Consider the following 18615-nt stretch of genomic DNA (forward strand, 5'->3'; position numbering starts at 1 on the left):
ACTAGGCTCTACTTTTTTCAATTTCTTGAAGTGCTTGAATAAGCTCTTTTAAATTTTCATAAGGAATGTGAATTTTCCAATCCACTCCACTTTCTTTTTTTAAAGCCACACCAATACTTAACACATCTTCACTCCCTACTCCATAAGGATTTGCAAGATGACAAAGGCTAATTTCGCCATTTTTGCTGCCATGTAGCTCTATGCTTTTGTATATTTTTTTACTCATGTTTATCCCTATAAGCTGAAATAATTTTTGCCTGAAGTTTCAACCAATCTTTTTGAAGCATAATAGGAAAACCGCCATACACTCTAGCACCCTCAAGGCTTTTAGTCACCCCACCTCTTGCTGCTATGGTAGCAAAATCTCCTATTTCTAAATGACCACTTGTAGCACTTTGTCCACCCATGATGACATTTTTACCCAAAATGCTCGAACCTGAAATTCCACTTTGCGCTACAATAAGACAATTTTCTCCAATCTCACAATTATGCCCTACTTGAACAAGATTGTCTATCTTAGTACCTTGCTTGATGATAGTGCTTTCAAAAACTGCTCTATCAATTGTCGTACAAGCACCGATTTCCACAAAATCTTCCAAAATAACATTGCCATTGTGGTAAATTTTATAATGTTCACCATTTTTTGTATGAGCATAACCAAAACCATCACTACCTATAACACAATTTGCTAACAAATGACATTTTTTACCAATTTTAGTATCATTATAAATCACAACATTAGGATGAATGACAGTATGCTCGCCTATACTTACATTATCCCCTATATAAGCCCCTGCCATTATCACCACATGATCAGCTATTTGGACATTTTCACCTATATAAACATTTGGCATGATTTTGGCACTTTTAGCAATGTGAGATTGTTTTTTTTCACTAGCAATCAAAGGCTTAGCAAAAAGTTTGCTTAAAAGTGCAAAGGATAAATGTGGGTTATCAACGACTAATTTAATGCAATCTTTTGAAACCAAATTTTCAAATTCTTTAGATACCAATATAGCCCCTGCTCCACTACTAGCTATTTTTTTAGAATTTTTTTCTCCATCACAATAGCTAAGCTCGGTAAAACTTGCATTATTCAAAGAATTCAAAGCTGTAATCTCTATATCATCTCCGCAATACTCTATGCCTAAAAATTTAGCAATTTCACTAATTTTCATTTTACCTCCATTAAAATAGAACCACTTCTTACTACACTTATGGGATTATACTTTTTCATGGTTTTTAAAAAGTTATCAATATTACAAGCATCATCACACGCCATCACAATAATACATTCATCATCACTATAAGTTACACTACCATTGTAAGCTTTTAATATAGCATCCAATCCTGCAAAATTTTCACTTAATGCGATTTTAACCAATGCTGTTTCTTTTTCTATAAAATCACTTGAATCAATCACCTTATAAGTAGGTATGAGCTTATGCAACTGCTTGATAATTTGCTCGAAAACTTTTTCATCGCCTAAAGTAACGATGTTTATCCTCGAAAAATCCTTATCATCAAGTGGAGCCACGGTGAGAGATTCTATATTATAACCTCTTCCTGAAAAAAGACCAACTACACGCGATAACACCCCGTGTTCATTTAGCACGATAACTGAAATCACCCTTCTTTTCATTTTTTATCCTTGTTTTTGAAACTAGGTAAAATCATATTATAAATCGCTCCACCCGCTGGCACCATCGGCAGTACATCTTCATAGCGATCTATCGCTACATTTAATACATAGGTTTTATCAGATTCTAAAGCTTTTTGAAAAGCTTTTTGAAATTCTTCCTTACTAAAAACATTGCAACCCTCACAGTGAAATCCTCTTGCAATCCCTATAAAATCAGGTTGAATACTTAAGTCTGTATTAGAAAATCTTTCTTTGTAAAACATACTTTGCCACTGTCTTACCATACCTAAAAAGGAATTATTTAAGATAATATTAATCACTTTTATACCATAAGCACTTGCTGTCATTAGCTCTTGTATATTCATCAAAAAAGATCCATCGCCAACAAAATTTACCACCACTTCTTCATCCACAGCTAATTTAGCTCCAAGTGCTGCTGGTAGAGAATAACCCATAGTTCCTTGCCCACCACTTGTTGCAAGTTGTCTTGCATAATTAAACGGATAAAATTGTGCTACCCACATTTGATGTTGTCCCACATCTGTGATAATTCTCGCATCAGGAGCCAACCTAGCACACTCTTCTATCACCCACTGGGGCTTTAACACTTCATCATTATCTTCGTAACTTAATGGATATAGCTGCTGATATCTTTGTAGAGTTTTAAACCATTCTTGATACTGAGTCTGATCCAAACTTTCTTTTTTTAACTCTTCTAAGGTATCCATAATCACACTTTTAATATCCCCAACTATAGGATAATGTGCTTCGATGATTTTAGAAATAGAACTTGGATCTATATCAATATGGACAATTTTTGCACTCTTTGCAAATTCACTTGTTTTTCCTGTAATCCTATCGTCAAATCTAGCCCCTACAGCAATTAACAAATCACATTCGCTTAAAGCGATATTCGCACAGTAACTCCCATGCATACCTGCCATTTTTAAATTAAGCTCATCATCACTTCTTAAAGTTCCCAATGCCATTAAAGTTTCAACTGCAGGAATTTGACAAAAATGAATTAATTCTCTTAATGCATCACTAGCATTAGATGCTATACATCCACCACCCAAGTAAAATAAAGGTTTTTGGGAATTTTTTATCAAGCTAACTAATTTTTTAATTTGCTTAATATTTCCCTTGTAAGTAGGCTTATAAGTCTTCATGGAAATTTCTTTAGGATAATCCCAAATACCCATAGCTGCAGTAACATCTTTAGGTATATCAATATGCACAGGCCCTTTTCTACCTGTTGTGGCAATATAAAAAGCTTCTTTTAAAATTCTAGGTAATTCTTCAATATTTTTCACTAAATAATTATGCTTCACGCAAGGTCTTGAAATACCTATAGCATCAATTTCTTGAAAAGCATCTGTTCCTATCAAAGAAGTTGCAACTTGAGCTGAAATTAAAACCAAAGGGATAGAATCGCTATAAGCGGTAGCCAAACCTGTAACTGTATTGGTAAAACCAGGTCCACTTGTCACTACTGCTACGCCTACTTCCCCACTCATTCTCGCATATGCATCAGCACTATGCAAAGCTGCTTGTTCATGTCTTACTAAAATATGTTTGAAATATGTTTGCTTGTAAATTTCATCATAAATATTTAAAGCTGCTCCACCAGGATAACCAAAAACAACCTTAACATTCTCTTCTTTTAGTGCTTCACAAATCATTTGCGAGCCATTTAGCTCTTTCATTATTTTACCTTTTTGTTGAAAAATGGAAAATATTATAACGATAATTTGATAAATATATTTTTACAAGAGGAGTTTCTTGAAAATCAAGAAACTACTTGGGCTTTTTTAGCGTATTCTATGCCTAAATCAAAGGCCTTAGCATTTGCTTCTTTAGTTTTTGCGGGTACCATATCAAGCATGGTTTGTTTTAAAGCTTCGATATCAATACACTCACTCATATAAGCAGCGATAGCTAAGGCAACAACTGATTGAGTGGCTACATTACCTACTTCTTCCTTAGCTATAGTAATAATAGGAATTTCAAAAATTTTCCATTTGGCATAATCTTCTTTGCTTGGGTGAACCAAATTTGGTTCTATCACTATAATACCACCTGCAGCTACTCCATCTTTAAAACTTTGATATCCCTTGTGTGCAGTTGAAAGCATAAAACTTACCTCGCCTTCTACTGCATACGGAAAGAAGATCTCGTTTTCATCGATAATAATATCAACTTTGGTTGGCCCACCTCTTACTTGAGATGTATAAGTAGAAGCTTTAAAAGCATTGCGCCCTTCTTTGATCGCAGCTTTAGCTAGAATTTCACCAGCGGTGATTACCCCTTGACCACCTTCTCCGCAAAATCTTAATTGAAATTTCATTTTAGCGCTCCTAAATCAACCATTCTTTTTTCTTTTAAGGCTCTTCTAACTTCTTCATATGCTTCGCAGTATTCTGCTTTGCTTTCATCTTGATGTAAAATCCCCGTAGGAAATTTATCCGCTTTTTGCTCTAAATCAAGTTGTTCAAATTTAGACTTATCTACACAGCGGTTTTTAATCCAATCAAGCATACTAACTGCTTCACCCATTTTATTTTTTCTACCTAAATTGATATGGCAGTTTGAGAATACATCAACAAAACTATAACCCTTATGTGATAAAGCTTTAAAAATAATATTTTCAAGCTTATTTGCTTCAATCACGTTTGTTCTTGCTACAAAAGAAGCTCCTGCGGCTTTAGTTAACTCACAAGCATCAAAATTAGGATCAATATTACCTGCTTGTGCTGTTACAGTGTAAAAACCTTGTGGAGTAGTTGGCGAGGTTTGTGAATTAGTAAGACCATAGATGAAGTTATTGATCAAAATATGTGTTATATCTATATTTCTTCTACAACCATGGATAGTATGGTTTCCACCAATTGCCAAAGTATCACCATCTCCACTTACTACGATTACATGTTTTTTAGGATTTGCAAGTTTAATCCCAGTAGCATAGGCGATAGCTCTACCATGAGTAGTATGTACTGTGTTACAATTGACATAAGAACTCATCCTGCCACTACAACCTATACCTGAAACCAAACATACATCGTCCATATTCCAACCAAGTTTTTGGATTGCTCTGATAATAGCTTTTAAAACAACACCATCTCCACAACCCCAGCACCATTGAGTAGGAAGCTTATCTACTCTTAAATACTCATCATAATTAAAAGCCATTTTACATATTCTCCTTTACTTTAGCAATAATTTCACTTGGGGTTATAGGACGTCCATTTGCACGGTGTAAGCTAATAAAATCATTTCTTTTGCTCACTCTTTGAATTTCTTCTAAATATTGCCCCATATTTAACTCACTTACCATTACTTTGTTAAATCGCGACACCACTTCAGCGATTTTTTTCTCAGCAACCGGATAAAGCGTGATTGGTCTAAAAAGACCTACTTTCAAACCCTCTTCTCTAAGTCTTAAAATAGCCTCTTTAGCTGCTCTTGCAACGCTACCATAAGCAATAATTAAAAACTCCGCGTCCTCGCACATAAATTCTTCATAAGTACAAATTTCATCTGTATTGTTTTTAATCTTACCAAACAATCTTTTCATATTTTTATCTACAATCGCCCCATCTTCAGTTGGAAAACCAATATCTCCATGATGAAGCCCTGTGATATGATAGCGATAACCTTCAAAGAAAGGATTAAGTGTCGCAGCTTCATTTTCCCCTGCTGCATAAGGTTTATAGTCTTTTTTATCGCCAGTAAATTTTTTACGATTGATGATTTTTAATTCTTCCAAATCAGGTAATTTTGCCTTACCATTCATATGTCCTATTGTTTCATCTAAAAGTAAAAATACCGGTGTCATGTATTTTTCTGCCAAATTAAAAGCTCTAATGGTTTCAGTATAAGCCTCTTCTAATGAAGCAGGAGCTAAAGCTATACTCGCATAATCACCGTGTGTTGGAGCTTTTGCTTGAAATAAATCTCCTTGCGCAACTCTTGTTGGAAGTCCTGTTGATGGTCCACCTCTCATAACATTTACAATTACTAGTGGAATTTCTGCTATAAAACCTAAACCAATTTGTTCAGCTTTTAAAGAAATTCCAGGGCCACTACTTGCTGTCATGGACTTAACTCCACTCATTGAAGCACCCAAAGCCACGCTAATACCTGAAATTTCATCTTCCATCTGAATAAAAGTACCATCATTTTTTGGCAACATATGGCTTAGCTCATGCGCTATTTCAGAACTTGGGGTAATCGGATAACCACCAAAAAATTTACAGCCACAATCAATTGCAGCTTTTGCTACTAAAACATTTCCTGTTGATATAATCTCTCTCATTGTTTTTCCTAAGCATTTAGTTTTTTGTATTTATTTTCTTTGACTGCTAAAGCTCTCTCTTTGGCTTCAGGTGTAAGCTTTGCGAATTTAAACTCATCTCTCTTAGCAACAAAAATTGCAAAATCAGGACAGTGGCTTTCGCACTCGCTACAGCCTATACAAGAATCAGGATGAACCACCTCTATCATTTGTCCTAAAACCGCACTAGCCTCATCTCTCATTGCTAAAACTCCAGCCGGACAATAACTAACACAAATGTTACAAGCTTTACACCTTGCTTCATCAACCCAAACTGGCGTATTTTCTGGAGCAATCATTAATAATCCTTTCTCTTTTTGTCATTTTTAATGATTTTTTATCAAAAAATTATTTTTAAAACAAACTTTTTATTATAGCGAATTTATAGCATGAATAAGTATTATTTGAAAGATAAAATAAAACAATTGAAGTTTTATCACACAAAGTAACATTAGGAGTAGTAACTCCTAATATATCATTTGTAATTGTATTGAATGAAAGATTTTTCTAAAGCTAATTGCTCATACTCACTTAATTTCAATTCTAAAGTTTCAAGCACACCCTCAAGACTGATTCTTGCCATAACCCCAAAAGCTTTTCCGTATAAGCCATACTCACCATTTAAAATCACACTCATAGGTAAAAATTCTCCACTTTTTAAAGCTTCTATCATTCTCACACAAGCACTTGCTGGAGCTAAATATGCTGAAGTTTTTAAGTGTTTAATCACCTTAGCACCGCCTGTTTTGACTTCATGCTCTATTTGAGCGATAACTTGTGCATTTAACACTTCATCTAAGGCTTTGTTTTTAACTTTACTTTGTGATTGGACCAAAACCATACTGTCATTATGAAAACCTATTAATTTAGTATCTACTTCTGATGTTTTTAAATTTAATCTTTTGCTTAGCTCGTATTTAAATCTTGCATTATCTAATACCCCTGCCATAGCGATAATTTTATTTGATCTAAAAAGCTTACTTTCATAAAGAGTATTAAGTAAAAAATCCACCGGATTACTAACTATGATAAATAATGGATCTTGATTATATTGTTTAATGCATTGTGCGCATTCGAGCATTATTTTAGAATTTATCATAAACAATTCATCTCTACTTTACCCTTCTTTTCTAGCCACACCCGCACTAAAGATAACCACTTGAGAATTTTTAGTATATTTATAATCACTCGTACAAGTAATTTTTATATCAAAATTAAACGCTGCAATGCTTTGGCTTAGTTCCAATTCTCTTGCAAGAAGCAAATCTTTATTAATATCAACCAAAACAAGCTCGCTAATTAACTCTCTTAAAATCAATGCATAAGCTACACTTGCACCAACATTTCCAGCACCTATGATAGTGATTTTCATTGTCACTCCTTTTGTAGTTATTTTACTAAATTTGCCGGTAGCTCGAAAATATTTTTTATCAAATGATATGGAAGCTGTAAGCTTTGTGCAATCAGCTGAGTTTTAAACTCAGGGTTATCTAGCGTTCCACCTAATTTAATTTGTGTACTAATTTGTCTATCTTTTCCTAAGATAATCTGGTTAATAATTGGCACTTTAGAGATCACAGAACTAGCTGATTTTAATGTTCTTAGCTCTAATAAACCATCAACTTGACCACTTCTTAAATTCACCTTAGCTTGACCTAAAATATCTGCACTATCTCCATTGAAATTAAGCGCATCGATTTCAAAAAGATCTTTTTTTCTACTAAAACTCACACCTGCATTTTCAATACTAAAACCTTTTTCATTGAAAGTTGGGGCTTTAAATAAAAGCAAACTTGGTATAGTATCTATAAAACTTAAAAGCTGTTGATGAAATTTAAGATCTTTTAAATATGTATCTTTAAACAAAAACTTTCCTTTAAAAAAATCCGTACTATTGCCATCTATATAAAGGTTAAATTCGCCTTTTTCAAAAGCATTTTGTCGCATAAAGGTATTTAAAAAATCATCATCCATTTTCAAAGCTCTAATTTGCATTTGATTTTCTTTTAATAAAAAGTTAAATTTAGATTCACCGCGATTTGCCTGCGCTTTTACAAAATCTTTTTTTACATTTGCACTAAATTGATCAAAATCTAAAGTTTTGTTAAAATCTTTTAAAATAAGATCAATATTTTTTGCATTGATATAGTAATTCAACCCCTCAAGATCACTCAAGGTGTTTTCGGTATCATTTTGTGAGATTAACAAATTTACATTATTTAAAGTTATGTTTACATCATCGCTTTCTTTTTGTGCTAAAACGCTACCGCTTGCACTAGTAAGATTAAAATCATCACCTTTGATATTTACACTAAAGCTATCATACTCATAAGGATTGTTGTCCTTATAAAGTAAAAAAGATTCAAAAGTTGTATTATTAATATCTACATCAAAATCATCAAAATTAACCGTTTTTAAAGACAATTCTCCATCGTGGACATTGTTTTTTTGCATGAGATTAGAGTATTCTTTATATTTTGCAAGTTTAGCAACATATACCGAAAAACCTTGATCAAAAAACAAAGTAGTTGTTAGTTCTTTATTATACAAACTGATATTATGATCAAAATCAAGATCTAAATTTAAAAATTTATCTTCTATTTTTAAACTATCTTGTGGAAGTTTTAAGCTTGTTATATAAGTTTTAAATTCTCCTTTTTTTTGTTTTAAATTTACACTAGCATTAAAATCCCCATTGATGAGTTTGCTTTGCACACGTGCATTGTTGATTTTTACTTTGTCTTTTTCTAAATTTACATTAGCCTGAATGATTTTAAAATCGCTAATGTTAATATTAGAATTTACAATATCAAAATTTCCTCTATATGTAAGTTTTTCAGGATGTTCAAAAGGTATTTTTAAGGTTAAATCAGTTTTCGTGATACCATTGTTTTGCAAGAAAGGTAACTTTATATCATAAAGGCGTAGAATTTGATTAACCCTATAATCAGCCCTTGTGTTGTTGCTTTTAAGATGGATATCAATCCCTGCTTTATCATTAAGCATATTGGTGATATAAACTTTACTTTGAGCTAGATTGTAACTATTAAAACACAATTTATCATAATTAAAATCAAGTCTTTGTTTAGCAAAATCAAGTCTTACAAAAGGACTAACAATAGGATCAATTCCTTTATCCAATACCACTCTTAGATTATTCACATAACCCTTAGCTTTTATATCATCTAAATAATACCTATGCTTTCCAAAATCCGCAAAACCATTTAATTCTTCGATAAAATAAAAATCTGCTTTAACCTTGCCTCCCACCCAAAGATCCAAGTTAGCCGGGAGCTTCACTCCATTTTCTGTAAGAATATGAAAGATTTTAGAAATATTATTTGTGCTGATATTTTTTAACTCATATGCAATTTCTTCTCTTTTGAGCGAAAATTTAACATCACTTTTTAAAAAATCGCTTTCAAGTTTACCCCTAAATGTATAAAATTTGGTTTTGGGATTTACCATTAAAGCGCCCATAACATTAAGATCATAATCTTTTAGAAGAAAATTGCTTACATCAACTTGAATTTTTTTATCATCAACTTTTAAATTAAGCTTAATCAACAAATCCTCACCATTGACAAAAAACAAATCATTTTTGTATACAAACTCTACTGGATAATTATTGACTAAAATTTCTCCAATGCTTACTTCTTGAAAAAACCAATACAAATACTTCACATCTTTTATAATCTTAATAGCTTTACTTGCGCTAGTATCATTTTGCCCCTTTTGATTGTGTGAATTAATAGTAACTTTTTTTGCATTTAAAATAAGTTTTTTATCTAATTTAATATATAATTTCTCCAAATTTATAGAAGCAATCTCGATTTTTTCTATATAAATTCCATTTTTGAGGTAAATAAACAAAGCTATGAAAAAAATAATAGGCAATGCTAAAAATTTAAGAATTTTTTTAATATGTTGTGATTTTATTTTAATTTTTCTTTTATCCATTTTTTACTATCTACTCTTACCTATAAAAACAAACTCCGTGGTTTTTATACCACAAGGTTCTGTAAGTAAGATTATAACGCAATTAGATAAAAATAACTATAAAATGAGCAGTATTGATAAATACACTTTGTATTTTTTAGGCCATCCTCAATCTGGTTGGATCAATATAGGCACAAATACACTCAACCGAGCTGAATTTTTACACAAACTTACCATCGCTAAAGCAGCACTTGAAACCATTACGCTCATTCCTGGAGAAACCACAGAAATATTCTTTCACGAATTAGCCCCTAAGCTTAACTTAAACGCTAAAACTTTAATGCAAGAATTTCACAAGCAAAGTCCTTTTAAAGAAGGTATGCTTTTTCCTGAAACTTATAAGATTCCAAAAGGCATTACAGAAGAGCTTTTAGTAAAATATCTTTTAGCTTATTCTACTAATGAATTTAAAAAACTTTCTTTTAAAATTTTTAGAGAATATAATGAAAAAAAATGGCATGAATACATTATTATAGCTTCCATTATTCAAAAAGAGGCAGCAGATAATGAAGAAATGCCTATCATCTCATCAGTGATTAGAAATCGCTTAAAAAAAGGCATGAAGCTTCAAATGGATGGAACACTCAACTACGGAAAGTACTCTCATGAAAAAGTTACCCCACAAAGAATAAGATCAGACAATAGCTCTTATAATACTTACAAATTCAGTGGTATACCAAAAGAAGCAGTGTGTAACGTATCTTTTGAAGCGATTAAAGCGGCAATTTTTCCTGCCAAAACAGAGTATTTATATTTTGTAAGAGATAAAAAAACCAATAAACATATTTTTACCTCTACTTTAAAAGAACATAATAAGGCAATAAGAAATTAATTATAAAATTTCTCTTTGCCCTTTTGCATCAGGTTCACTTAAAACACCCATTTGAGAAAGTTGTTCTATGATGTTTGCTGCGCGGTTATAGCCTATTTTTAAGCGTCTTTGCAGATAAGAAATACTTGTTTTTCTATCTTCTAAAATCACTGCTTTTGCTTCTTCATAAAGCTCATCTAACTCCCCATCATCTATTTCACTTCTTTTATAAACCCCATCTTGACTATCATCTTTCAAAAAGCTTTCATCGTATTCAACTACTTGTTGAGCTTTTAAAAATTCTACGATATTTTCGATTTCATTTTCACTTGCAAAAGGAGCATGTAAACGCACCAAACCACTCATACCAGGGGGAGTAAATAAACAATCCCCACGTCCTAACAAACTCTCAGCACCCATAGAATCCAAAATAACCTTAGAGTCTATTTTTTGCCCTACTTTATAAGAAATTCTACTTGGTAAATTTGCTTTTACAACCCCAGTGACTACATCTACTGAAGGGCGTTGAGTAGCTACGATTAAGTGAATTCCACTAGCTCTTGCCATTTGCGCTAAGCGACCTATATAAAACTCCACATCTTTACCTGCTGTCATCATCAAGTCAGCCAACTCATCGATAATCACCACGATAAATGGCAAGATCTCCCCGCCTTGTTCTTTGATTTTTTCATTATAATTTTCGATGTTTTTAGTTTTTGCATCAGCCATCAAGCGGTATCTTCGCTCCATTTCAGCTACCATATTTGATAATGCATTAACCGCCTTTTTAGGATCAGTGATAACCGGGGTAAGCAAATGTGGTATATCATTATAAATGCTAAATTCAAGCATCTTAGGGTCTATCATCATCAGTCTTAAAGTTTTTGGCGAATTTCTATAAAGCAAAGATAAAAGCATGGAGTTAATCCCCACACTTTTACCACTTCCTGTTGTTCCTGCTATTAAAAGATGAGGAAGTTTTTTAAGATCTGTCACAAAAGGATCACCTACTATATCTTTACCCAAAGCTATAGTTAAAGGCGAGCTAGAGTTTTTAAACACATCGCTTTCTAGAATTTCTCTTAAATAAATCGTGTCGATTTGCTCATTTGGTACCTCTATACCAACCACATCTTTACCTGGTATTGGGGCTTGAATTCTTATAGTTTGTGCCTTTAAAGCCATAGCTAAATCATCTTGCAAAGATAAAATTTTACTCACCTTTACATCAGCTGCAGGGCGGAATTCAAAAGTAGTAACAACAGGTCCTGTATAGGTTCTAACTACATCGCCACCTATCTTAAAGCGTCTTAATTTTTCCAATAAATCATAAATTTTTCTATCGATTTCTTCTTCATTGATTTCACTTTTACCTTCTTTTGGCATAGTTAAAAAATCCAAAGGTGGTAAAGTAAAATCCTTTGGCTTTTCAAAATTTCCAAAATCAAGATCTTTTAATAATGCTTTATTTTCGCTAACTTCGTTGGTAATTGAATGATGTGTTTTATTTTCAACAACTTCTATAGTAGGTTTTTGATAAACTTCAGGCGTATTTTTTTCCTCATAAATATCATTTTTTACTTCTTCTACCACAAAAGGAGTTTCATAGTTTTTTTTACCTCTTAACTCCTCTATGCTAGTAGGCTTAACAAAATCATCTTCGCTAAAGTCTAATTCTTTAACTTCATTTTGCGGGATAAAATCCTCATCTTTAAATTCTTTAACACCTAGGAAGTTATTTTTAGTTTGTATTTTTTTAAATTCAGCTTCTTTTTGCGCCTCTATGGCATTTAATTCTTCGATTTTTTTAAAATCCTCATTCAACTCTTCGAGTATTTTTTCTTTTTGCAATGCCTTGTATTCTTCAAGCAATTTAGCCTTTTGCAACATTTGCTCGCGCTCTTTTAATTCTTTAGCAAACAAAGTATTATCTTCGTTTAATTCTTCTTTGTTTTCATTTAAATCTATATTGCGTCTTTTATAACTTGGTTCATCTAGGTTTTTACTTTTTAAAGTTTGAGTATAAATATCTTCACTTTTATTTTTATATTTTGACAAATACTCTTCAGGCGTCATTTCATCTTCCTTTATATTTATTTTACTTGCTTTTTGTGCAAAATTTGCGATAGGCTCTGAAAGCTCATGGATGTAACTTGAACCTAGCTTTTTATCTTCTTCACTAACGACAACTTCTTCTAGTTCTTGATTTTTTAGATCATCAAGATTAAATTTCTTATTTTGCTGAACCACTTGTGCTGGCTCCACTTGCGTTGTCTTTACTACTTCTTCTTTATCTTTGATCAAAAGCTCTTGTTTGAGTTTTTCTTGCTCTTCTTTGGTTTCATTTTCATATTTATCGCCACCAAAAAAGCCGAAAATTTTATTTTTAATTAAAGTTTCAAGCTTCAGATAAAAATCAAAGTCAAGCTCTATTTTAAACACATCTTTTATGATTTGCGGAAAAGAAATACTAAAAGCAAAAGCAAGTAATAAAATCACTAGCACTAAGCTACCTATTTTTCCAAAAAGACCATTTAAAATCACAAACATAGCTGAAGCTATGTAGCCTTTATCTTGTAAAAAAACCGAAGCAAAAATTAGCGAAGCAAGTATACAAGCAAATACCGCCACACTAAACCTACGCTCTATTAAGTCGAAATTATAGTCATTTTTATACAAAAGATAATTAAACCAAAAAAAGACAAAAGGATAAAATTTGGTTAACGAGCCAAATAAAAAATAACTAAGCTTTGCTAAAGAGTACCCTATAATGCTTACCAAAGCTTGATCAGGTATCAAAGCACTTAAACAAAAATAAAAAATACATATATTAGAAATGAGAAAAATAGCTTCTTTTTTTATAACACATCCTTTATAAAGAAAAAAAGCTATTATATCAAAAATTATAAGTAGTTTAACAAACTCATTTGAGAAATTTTAGAAGTTGCTGAAAGCATTGCTTGGTATGAAACCATGGTTTGCATAAATTGCATATAGGTTTGCCCATAATCAGCATCAGTAATCCCTGTTTTAATCGAAGCCACATTGATATTTAAAAAAGTCATTCTTTTGTTAGTTTCTTCTATATTATTTGTGTATGCACCAATGGTAGTTTGCATTTTTCTAACATGCTCTTGCAAATGATCAATTCTCTCTAGTGCTCCTTGCAAACCTGTGTTTCTAGGATCACTCCCTTCTGAATCAGCTCTCATGGTACCATTTAAAACCGCATCGATCATCTCATCTAAATCTTTAATTAGATCAATATTTGGATCATCAATTGTCAAAGAATTGTTTGCACTAAAGACAAAACCCGAACCATTTACCGTGGTTCCTGCTGGAGGAAAGCCACTGTTTGAGTTAGAATCTTTTATAGTTACTCCGATGTTGGTGTTACTTGAAAATTTATCAGTAATACTGATACGACCCTTATAATCCATACCAACTTCAACACTATCTCTAGAATTTAAGACTAACTTTTGATACTCTTTAAAATTATCAGCATTTACAGGTACAAGTGTAGTTTCTGGAATATTATCAGAAGCTATCATACCTATGATATCATTTAATTGCCCATAAGTAATATCTTCAGGATTAGTTGAGCTTATATTGCTAGGATTATTTGGATCAGCGCTCATAAAAGGAATTTGAATCAAAGTTCCATCAGGTCTTGTCAAACTAACTAATGAATTTTCTAAATTTACAGTCACTTCATAAGTTTGACCACTTTTAGAAGTAATCTCCATTTGGAGTTGCTGACCATCCATGCTACCATTGGCATTTGCAACTACTTCGCTAAGCTTTGTACTATCTGTTGCGTATTCGCTTGTTCCTTTCACCACTTGAGAAACATTACCAAAAACAGTATTACCATCTTTTTCAAAAGGCACATCAAAATCAGCTCCATTGGTTTTATTGCCATTGATATTGCTTTTTATAAAGTCTGTTTTGTGTATATCTACGGTAAATTGCTCACCGTTTACTTCAATAGTAACCGGACTTCTTGTGTTATTTAAATTCCCTCCATGTGCGGCTTGCATAATACGATCGGTCACATCTTTCATGCTGATACCTTCATTCTTTGCAGCTTCACTTAAAGCTTTAATTTGCTCTGCATCTTGAAGCTGCGGGGTCATAGCAACTGCATGAAAATCTAAAGAACTACTTCCTTCTTTTAAGCTTTTGATTTCAATTTGACCACTATCGTTAATCGTTACATCTACTACTTTGTTGCCTTCTGTGTTACCATATAGTTTACCTATGTTATTTAACACATTATCTATTTTCGCATCAGGGTCTATATCTAAAGTGGCCTTAAAGCTTGTTCCATCAGGTCTTACCCCTTGAACATACATTGATGAATGCGGAAAAGGAAGTTTATCATCGTAGCTACTGTCAAAATGTTTATCTGGATCGAGTTTACCATTTTGGACATAATTTTGTCCTATCACATGAGAAAATAAAGACTCACCGGTAATGTATTCTTTTTTGTCTGGATAGCGTGCATCTGTAAATGAAACATTGGTTGAGATGATTTTATTAATATTTGAATCAGGCTTAAAAAATAAATCCCAACCCGGGATATTATAAGGAATTTGAGTCCCTGCGCCACTTACTACAAAAATATTATCTTTGTTACCAGAATAATTTCCATATTTATCAAAAGGCTTATTTGCGCTATTTGATCCACCAAATAAATACTGCCCATTAATGCTAGTATTTGCAATATTTACAATAGAATCTCTCACGAGTTGCAATTCTTTTGCGATAGCCTCCCTAGACTCTTGAGAATTACCATCACTTGCAGCTTTAGTTAAAAGTGTTTTAAATTTTTCCAAAAGCTCTGTGATATTTTTCAAAGCTGTATCAGTGTTTTTTGTCATCTCCATGGCCGCTTGGGTGCCTTGAATCACTTGATTGATATTAGCCATTTCATATTCTAATCTTGAACCATTGATATAAATGTTTGCATTTTCCCAAGAATGCTGAATAAGCTGACCGGTTTGAAGTTGCAAATTGTATTTATTTAACAAAGACTGTCCATCGGTGTAGTTTTGTATAGATGTGTAGAAATTATACTGATTACTAATTCTCATAATTTTGCTCCGCAAATAATTTTTAAGGATTTATAAGCAAAAAAAGTTCCAAAATTTAAAGCTAATTTAATTTTTCATACGAAATATTTTATTTTTTTTTAATATTTTTTTAGTATAATCTCAACTCTTAAATAAAATTAAATTCTTACACAAAAGCCCGAGTGGTGAAACTGGTAGACGCGCCAGACTCAAAATCTGGTAAGGGCAACCTTGTGTCGGTTCGAGTCCGACCTCGGGCACCATTTGTTTTTACTCCTGAGTGTTATTTATCTTTCAAACTTTTATTTTCAAACAATATTTGTTGATTAGACTTTATTTATTTATAAAGCAATTCTTGTTAATATTTTTTAAAAATTAGAGAAAAATTATGAAAGATCTTAAAAAATACATCGCAAATTCCAAACTAACACGCCTTGAAGTTTTATATGAAAAATTAGTAAAATCTGAAAATGGCATAACCATAAAAGAACTAGCGCAAGAACTCAATGTAAGTGCTAAAACCATAAAAAGAGATATGCAAGGGGTTTTTGAACCTATGGGGCTTATTAAAAACGGGAGGAAGTGGCGCATTGACACAAGCAAAGACACTCAAGGGCAAGATGATGAAAAAATAATCCTTGAAGTGCTTGATACCATGGCAAAAAGTGCCGGAAACAGCTTTTATGCTAAAGCTCACCCCCTACTTTCTAAACTTTCTCAAATCATCTCTAATCCTATCCATACTAGCCTAGATGCAGAAAAGCTAGAAGAAAAAGACTTAAGCAATTTTCAAATTCTTGAACAAGCCATTAATACTAAAAAACAAATTGTCTTTAAATATGAAAATAAACTTTTCCAAGTAAAACCTCTAAAATTAGCTTTTTTTAGTGGGTTTTGGTATTTGCTTGCTTTTGATATGAAAAAACGTGATATTTTCAAAAAATTTTATTTAAAAAATATACAAAACATCACCTTAACCCAAGAGTATTTTCAAACCGATGAAAGCTTAGAAGTAAAACTTCAAAAAGTAAATTCTATATGGTTTAATCTTGATAAGCCTTTTACAGTAAGACTTTTAGTGGAAGATCCGGTACGAAAATATTTTGAAAGAAAACCCTTAAATTCACAAATCATCACCGGTAAAGACAAAGATGGCTCTATAGAAATAGAGCTTGAGATAACTCATGAAATGGAAATTTTACCTTTGGTGTATTATTACATACCTTATGTAAAAGTTTTAGAACCTGATTTTATAGCAAATAAAGTTAAAGAAGTAGTTGGAGAATACCTTGATCAAATAAGTAAATGATTGCTTATTTGTTTGGTTTTAATTCATTGTTTATATTTTCTAAAGTGTTTTTTATGGTTTCTTTATTTAAAAACTCTTCTAAAATTTTAGAAAATTCTACCATCCAATTGCCATGATTATTTATTAGCCAGTATATAAAAGCATAGTTTTCTTTAAAGTTAAAATTATTAAATTCATCATAGTAATAATGATCACCACTTTTGCGGATACCATCATTTCTTATATCTGAGTTTTGAAAATACTTTATGCATTCTTTATATTTTTCCTCTTCTTCAATATAATTCATTTTAAAAGTCAATCCAAAATTACCATAATCACTTTTTCCAAAATAAACACCCACGCTAGGCCACACACCATTATCATCTTCATAAATTTTTGGATAAAAATCAAACCAATCACGATTAAACCTTTTCTCATCAAGCCTATATCCAAACCATTCTTCGCCATATATAGCTTGTTCTTTTTCAAATTCTTGTTCAAGATTATCAAAAAATTCACTTACCAATTCTTCACAAATTTCATCCCATTTCTCTTTTACTATTTCTTTTGCTTTTTTATACTTATCGCAATCTACATCTTTAAAATCTCTTTTGTTTTTGGTATATCTATACAAAGCCATAGTATTTTTTAAATTTTCTTTATCTTCTTTTAGAAAATTTAATACATAATCCCTAGCTACATATTCATCTGTTATATACCATTCTAAAATGTTTTTATATTGATTTAAAGTAAAAATCACATTTTGCATATCATTTTTAAATTCTTTTTCAATCTCATAGTTTTTGATTTTATTCTCACATACGCCTATACAAGTATTAATCCACTTTTTTATCCATTTATAGTCTAATTTTAAATAATAACTCATTTTTTTATCAGAGCTATCATATATAAGATCATCACTTATTTTAAATCCATTTCTTACGCCTAAGCTATACTTGCTAGGTTCAACATCTTCATTTTTATGCAAATAGATAGTAAGTATATTTTCGTGAAAATCATCTATGGTTTTAACTTTTTCTTTTATGTGTTTTACATAATCTTTGAGTTGATTTGGTTGATCTTTTGCATAAAGTTTATTTTCCATGATGATATATCTTTTATCTTTTAAACTTATGAGTATATCAATTCTTCTACTATCTTTTATACAAGCTTCTGTTTCTACGCTTTCTATATCATAAGCTGTAAGATTTTTAAATTTCTTAGCTTTTGTATATCCTCCAAGCTTTTTTAAAAACTCATTTGCAAAAAGCTCTTGATAATGATCACCATGCGGATCGATCAAATAAGCTATAAATTTAGAATGATAATTTTCTTTATACTCAACTCCCAAAGCTTCAAAAATATTTATATCACTCATGCCTTTTTTAGTATTATCTTCAAATTTATCATTAATCTTCAACAATTCTTTAACAAATTCTTTAATTTCCATTTTTACCCTTTAGATAT

14 protein-coding genes, 1 tRNA gene and 1 pseudogene are annotated in these 18615 nt (G+C 31.8%); 3 read left to right on the forward strand and 13 right to left on the reverse strand.

Annotated elements, in window-relative coordinates; all coding sequences use genetic code 11:
• Position 1 precedes the first annotated feature (1 nt).
• From CKA54_RS00670 to CKA54_RS00715, 10 genes and pseudogenes are all read right to left on the reverse strand, one after another.
• On the reverse strand, positions 2-226 hold the full coding sequence (locus CKA54_RS00670) for a hypothetical protein (RefSeq protein ID WP_120759123.1): 225 nt from the start codon (positions 224-226) through the stop codon (positions 2-4).
• Positions 219-1178: a UDP-3-O-(3-hydroxymyristoyl)glucosamine N-acyltransferase gene (lpxD, locus tag CKA54_RS00675; RefSeq protein ID WP_120759125.1), complete on the reverse strand. Its 960-nt coding sequence runs from the start codon at positions 1176-1178 to the stop codon at positions 219-221. Before lpxD ends, CKA54_RS00670 begins: the two co-directional genes overlap by 8 nt.
• Positions 1175-1642: an acetolactate synthase small subunit gene (gene ilvN, locus CKA54_RS00680; protein ID WP_120759127.1), complete on the reverse strand. Its 468-nt coding sequence runs from the start codon at positions 1640-1642 to the stop codon at positions 1175-1177. Before ilvN ends, lpxD begins: the two co-directional genes overlap by 4 nt.
• Positions 1639-3348, reverse strand: coding sequence for an acetolactate synthase large subunit (locus CKA54_RS00685; protein WP_120759129.1), 1710 nt, complete (start codon positions 3346-3348; stop codon positions 1639-1641). The genes ilvN and CKA54_RS00685 overlap by 4 nt, the downstream gene beginning before the upstream one ends.
• A gap of 83 nt (positions 3349-3431) precedes the next feature.
• On the reverse strand, positions 3432-3989 hold the full coding sequence (locus CKA54_RS00690) for a 2-oxoacid:acceptor oxidoreductase family protein (RefSeq protein ID WP_120759131.1): 558 nt from the start codon (positions 3987-3989) through the stop codon (positions 3432-3434).
• Positions 3986-4831, reverse strand: a complete 846-nt coding sequence (locus CKA54_RS00695) for a 2-oxoglutarate ferredoxin oxidoreductase subunit beta (protein WP_120759133.1) — start codon at positions 4829-4831, stop codon at positions 3986-3988. The genes CKA54_RS00690 and CKA54_RS00695 overlap by 4 nt, the downstream gene beginning before the upstream one ends.
• A gap of 1 nt (position 4832) precedes the next feature.
• Positions 4833-5957 (reverse strand): 2-oxoglutarate synthase subunit alpha, encoded by a 1125-nt coding sequence (locus CKA54_RS00700; RefSeq protein WP_120759135.1) that lies wholly within the window; start codon positions 5955-5957, stop codon positions 4833-4835.
• 8 nt (positions 5958-5965) lie between these two features.
• On the reverse strand, positions 5966-6274 hold the full coding sequence (locus tag CKA54_RS00705) for a 4Fe-4S binding protein (RefSeq protein WP_120759136.1): 309 nt from the start codon (positions 6272-6274) through the stop codon (positions 5966-5968).
• A 176-nt stretch (positions 6275-6450) separates the two neighbouring features.
• Positions 6451-7347: pseudogene (locus CKA54_RS00710) on the reverse strand (malate dehydrogenase).
• Positions 7348-7364: 17 nt separating this feature from the next.
• A complete protein-coding gene (locus tag CKA54_RS00715; protein WP_253254837.1) occupies positions 7365-9935 on the reverse strand; it encodes an AsmA-like C-terminal domain-containing protein in 2571 nt (856 codons plus the stop codon).
• On the opposite strand from CKA54_RS00715, the gene mltG reads away from it, so the two are divergent.
• On the forward strand, positions 9853-10806 hold the full coding sequence (gene mltG, locus CKA54_RS00720; protein ID WP_120759140.1) for an endolytic transglycosylase MltG: 954 nt from the start codon (positions 9853-9855) through the stop codon (positions 10804-10806). The genes CKA54_RS00715 and mltG overlap by 83 nt on opposite strands.
• Here mltG and CKA54_RS00725 read toward each other — a convergent pair whose 3' ends face one another.
• Both CKA54_RS00725 and flgL read right to left on the reverse strand, forming a co-directional pair.
• Positions 10807-13554, reverse strand: coding sequence for a DNA translocase FtsK (locus CKA54_RS00725; RefSeq protein ID WP_253254840.1), 2748 nt, complete (start codon positions 13552-13554; stop codon positions 10807-10809).
• A gap of 134 nt (positions 13555-13688) precedes the next feature.
• The gene (gene flgL, locus CKA54_RS00730; protein ID WP_120759144.1) at positions 13689-15881 is read right to left on the reverse strand and encodes a flagellar hook-associated protein FlgL; all 2193 of its coding nucleotides are present in this window, start codon (positions 15879-15881) and stop codon (positions 13689-13691) included.
• A 155-nt stretch (positions 15882-16036) separates the two neighbouring features.
• On the opposite strand from flgL, the gene CKA54_RS00735 reads away from it, so the two are divergent.
• Positions 16037-16123: transfer RNA gene (locus CKA54_RS00735), tRNA-Leu, on the forward strand.
• Positions 16124-16248: 125 nt separating this feature from the next.
• Complete coding sequence (locus tag CKA54_RS00740) at positions 16249-17169, forward strand: YafY family protein (RefSeq protein ID WP_120759145.1); 921 nt, start codon at positions 16249-16251, stop codon at positions 17167-17169.
• A 4-nt stretch (positions 17170-17173) separates the two neighbouring features.
• Here the strand turns inward: CKA54_RS00740 and CKA54_RS00745 are convergent, their stop codons facing one another.
• The gene (locus tag CKA54_RS00745) at positions 17174-18598 is read right to left on the reverse strand and encodes a PD-(D/E)XK nuclease family protein (RefSeq protein ID WP_253254838.1); all 1425 of its coding nucleotides are present in this window, start codon (positions 18596-18598) and stop codon (positions 17174-17176) included.
• Between the last annotated feature and the right edge of the window lie 17 nt (positions 18599-18615).

The sequence above is a fragment of the Campylobacter sp. P255 genome (genome assembly GCF_003627915.1).
In the GTDB taxonomy this organism is placed as follows: domain Bacteria; phylum Campylobacterota; class Campylobacteria; order Campylobacterales; family Campylobacteraceae; genus Campylobacter_D.

Coding starts and splice junctions, on each gene's coding strand:
- CKA54_RS00670 (WP_120759123.1), bottom strand. CDS start 226: ATGAGTAAAAAAATATACAAAAGCATAGAGCTACATGGCAGCAAAAAT.
- lpxD (WP_120759125.1), bottom strand. CDS start 1,178: ATGAAAATTAGTGAAATTGCTAAATTTTTAGGCATAGAGTATTGCGGA.
- ilvN (WP_120759127.1), bottom strand. CDS start 1,642: ATGAAAAGAAGGGTGATTTCAGTTATCGTGCTAAATGAACACGGGGTG.
- CKA54_RS00685 (WP_120759129.1), bottom strand. CDS start 3,348: ATGAAAGAGCTAAATGGCTCGCAAATGATTTGTGAAGCACTAAAAGAA.
- CKA54_RS00690 (WP_120759131.1), bottom strand. CDS start 3,989: ATGAAATTTCAATTAAGATTTTGCGGAGAAGGTGGTCAAGGGGTAATC.
- CKA54_RS00695 (WP_120759133.1), bottom strand. CDS start 4,831: ATGGCTTTTAATTATGATGAGTATTTAAGAGTAGATAAGCTTCCTACT.
- CKA54_RS00700 (WP_120759135.1), bottom strand. CDS start 5,957: ATGAGAGAGATTATATCAACAGGAAATGTTTTAGTAGCAAAAGCTGCA.
- CKA54_RS00705 (WP_120759136.1), bottom strand. CDS start 6,274: ATGATTGCTCCAGAAAATACGCCAGTTTGGGTTGATGAAGCAAGGTGT.
- mltG (WP_120759140.1), top strand. CDS start 9,853: ATGAAAAAAATAATAGGCAATGCTAAAAATTTAAGAATTTTTTTAATA.
- CKA54_RS00715 (WP_253254837.1), bottom strand. CDS start 9,935: ATGGATAAAAGAAAAATTAAAATAAAATCACAACATATTAAAAAAATT.
- flgL (WP_120759144.1), bottom strand. CDS start 15,881: ATGAGAATTAGTAATCAGTATAATTTCTACACATCTATACAAAACTAC.
- CKA54_RS00740 (WP_120759145.1), top strand. CDS start 16,249: ATGAAAGATCTTAAAAAATACATCGCAAATTCCAAACTAACACGCCTT.
- CKA54_RS00745 (WP_253254838.1), bottom strand. CDS start 18,598: ATGGAAATTAAAGAATTTGTTAAAGAATTGTTGAAGATTAATGATAAA.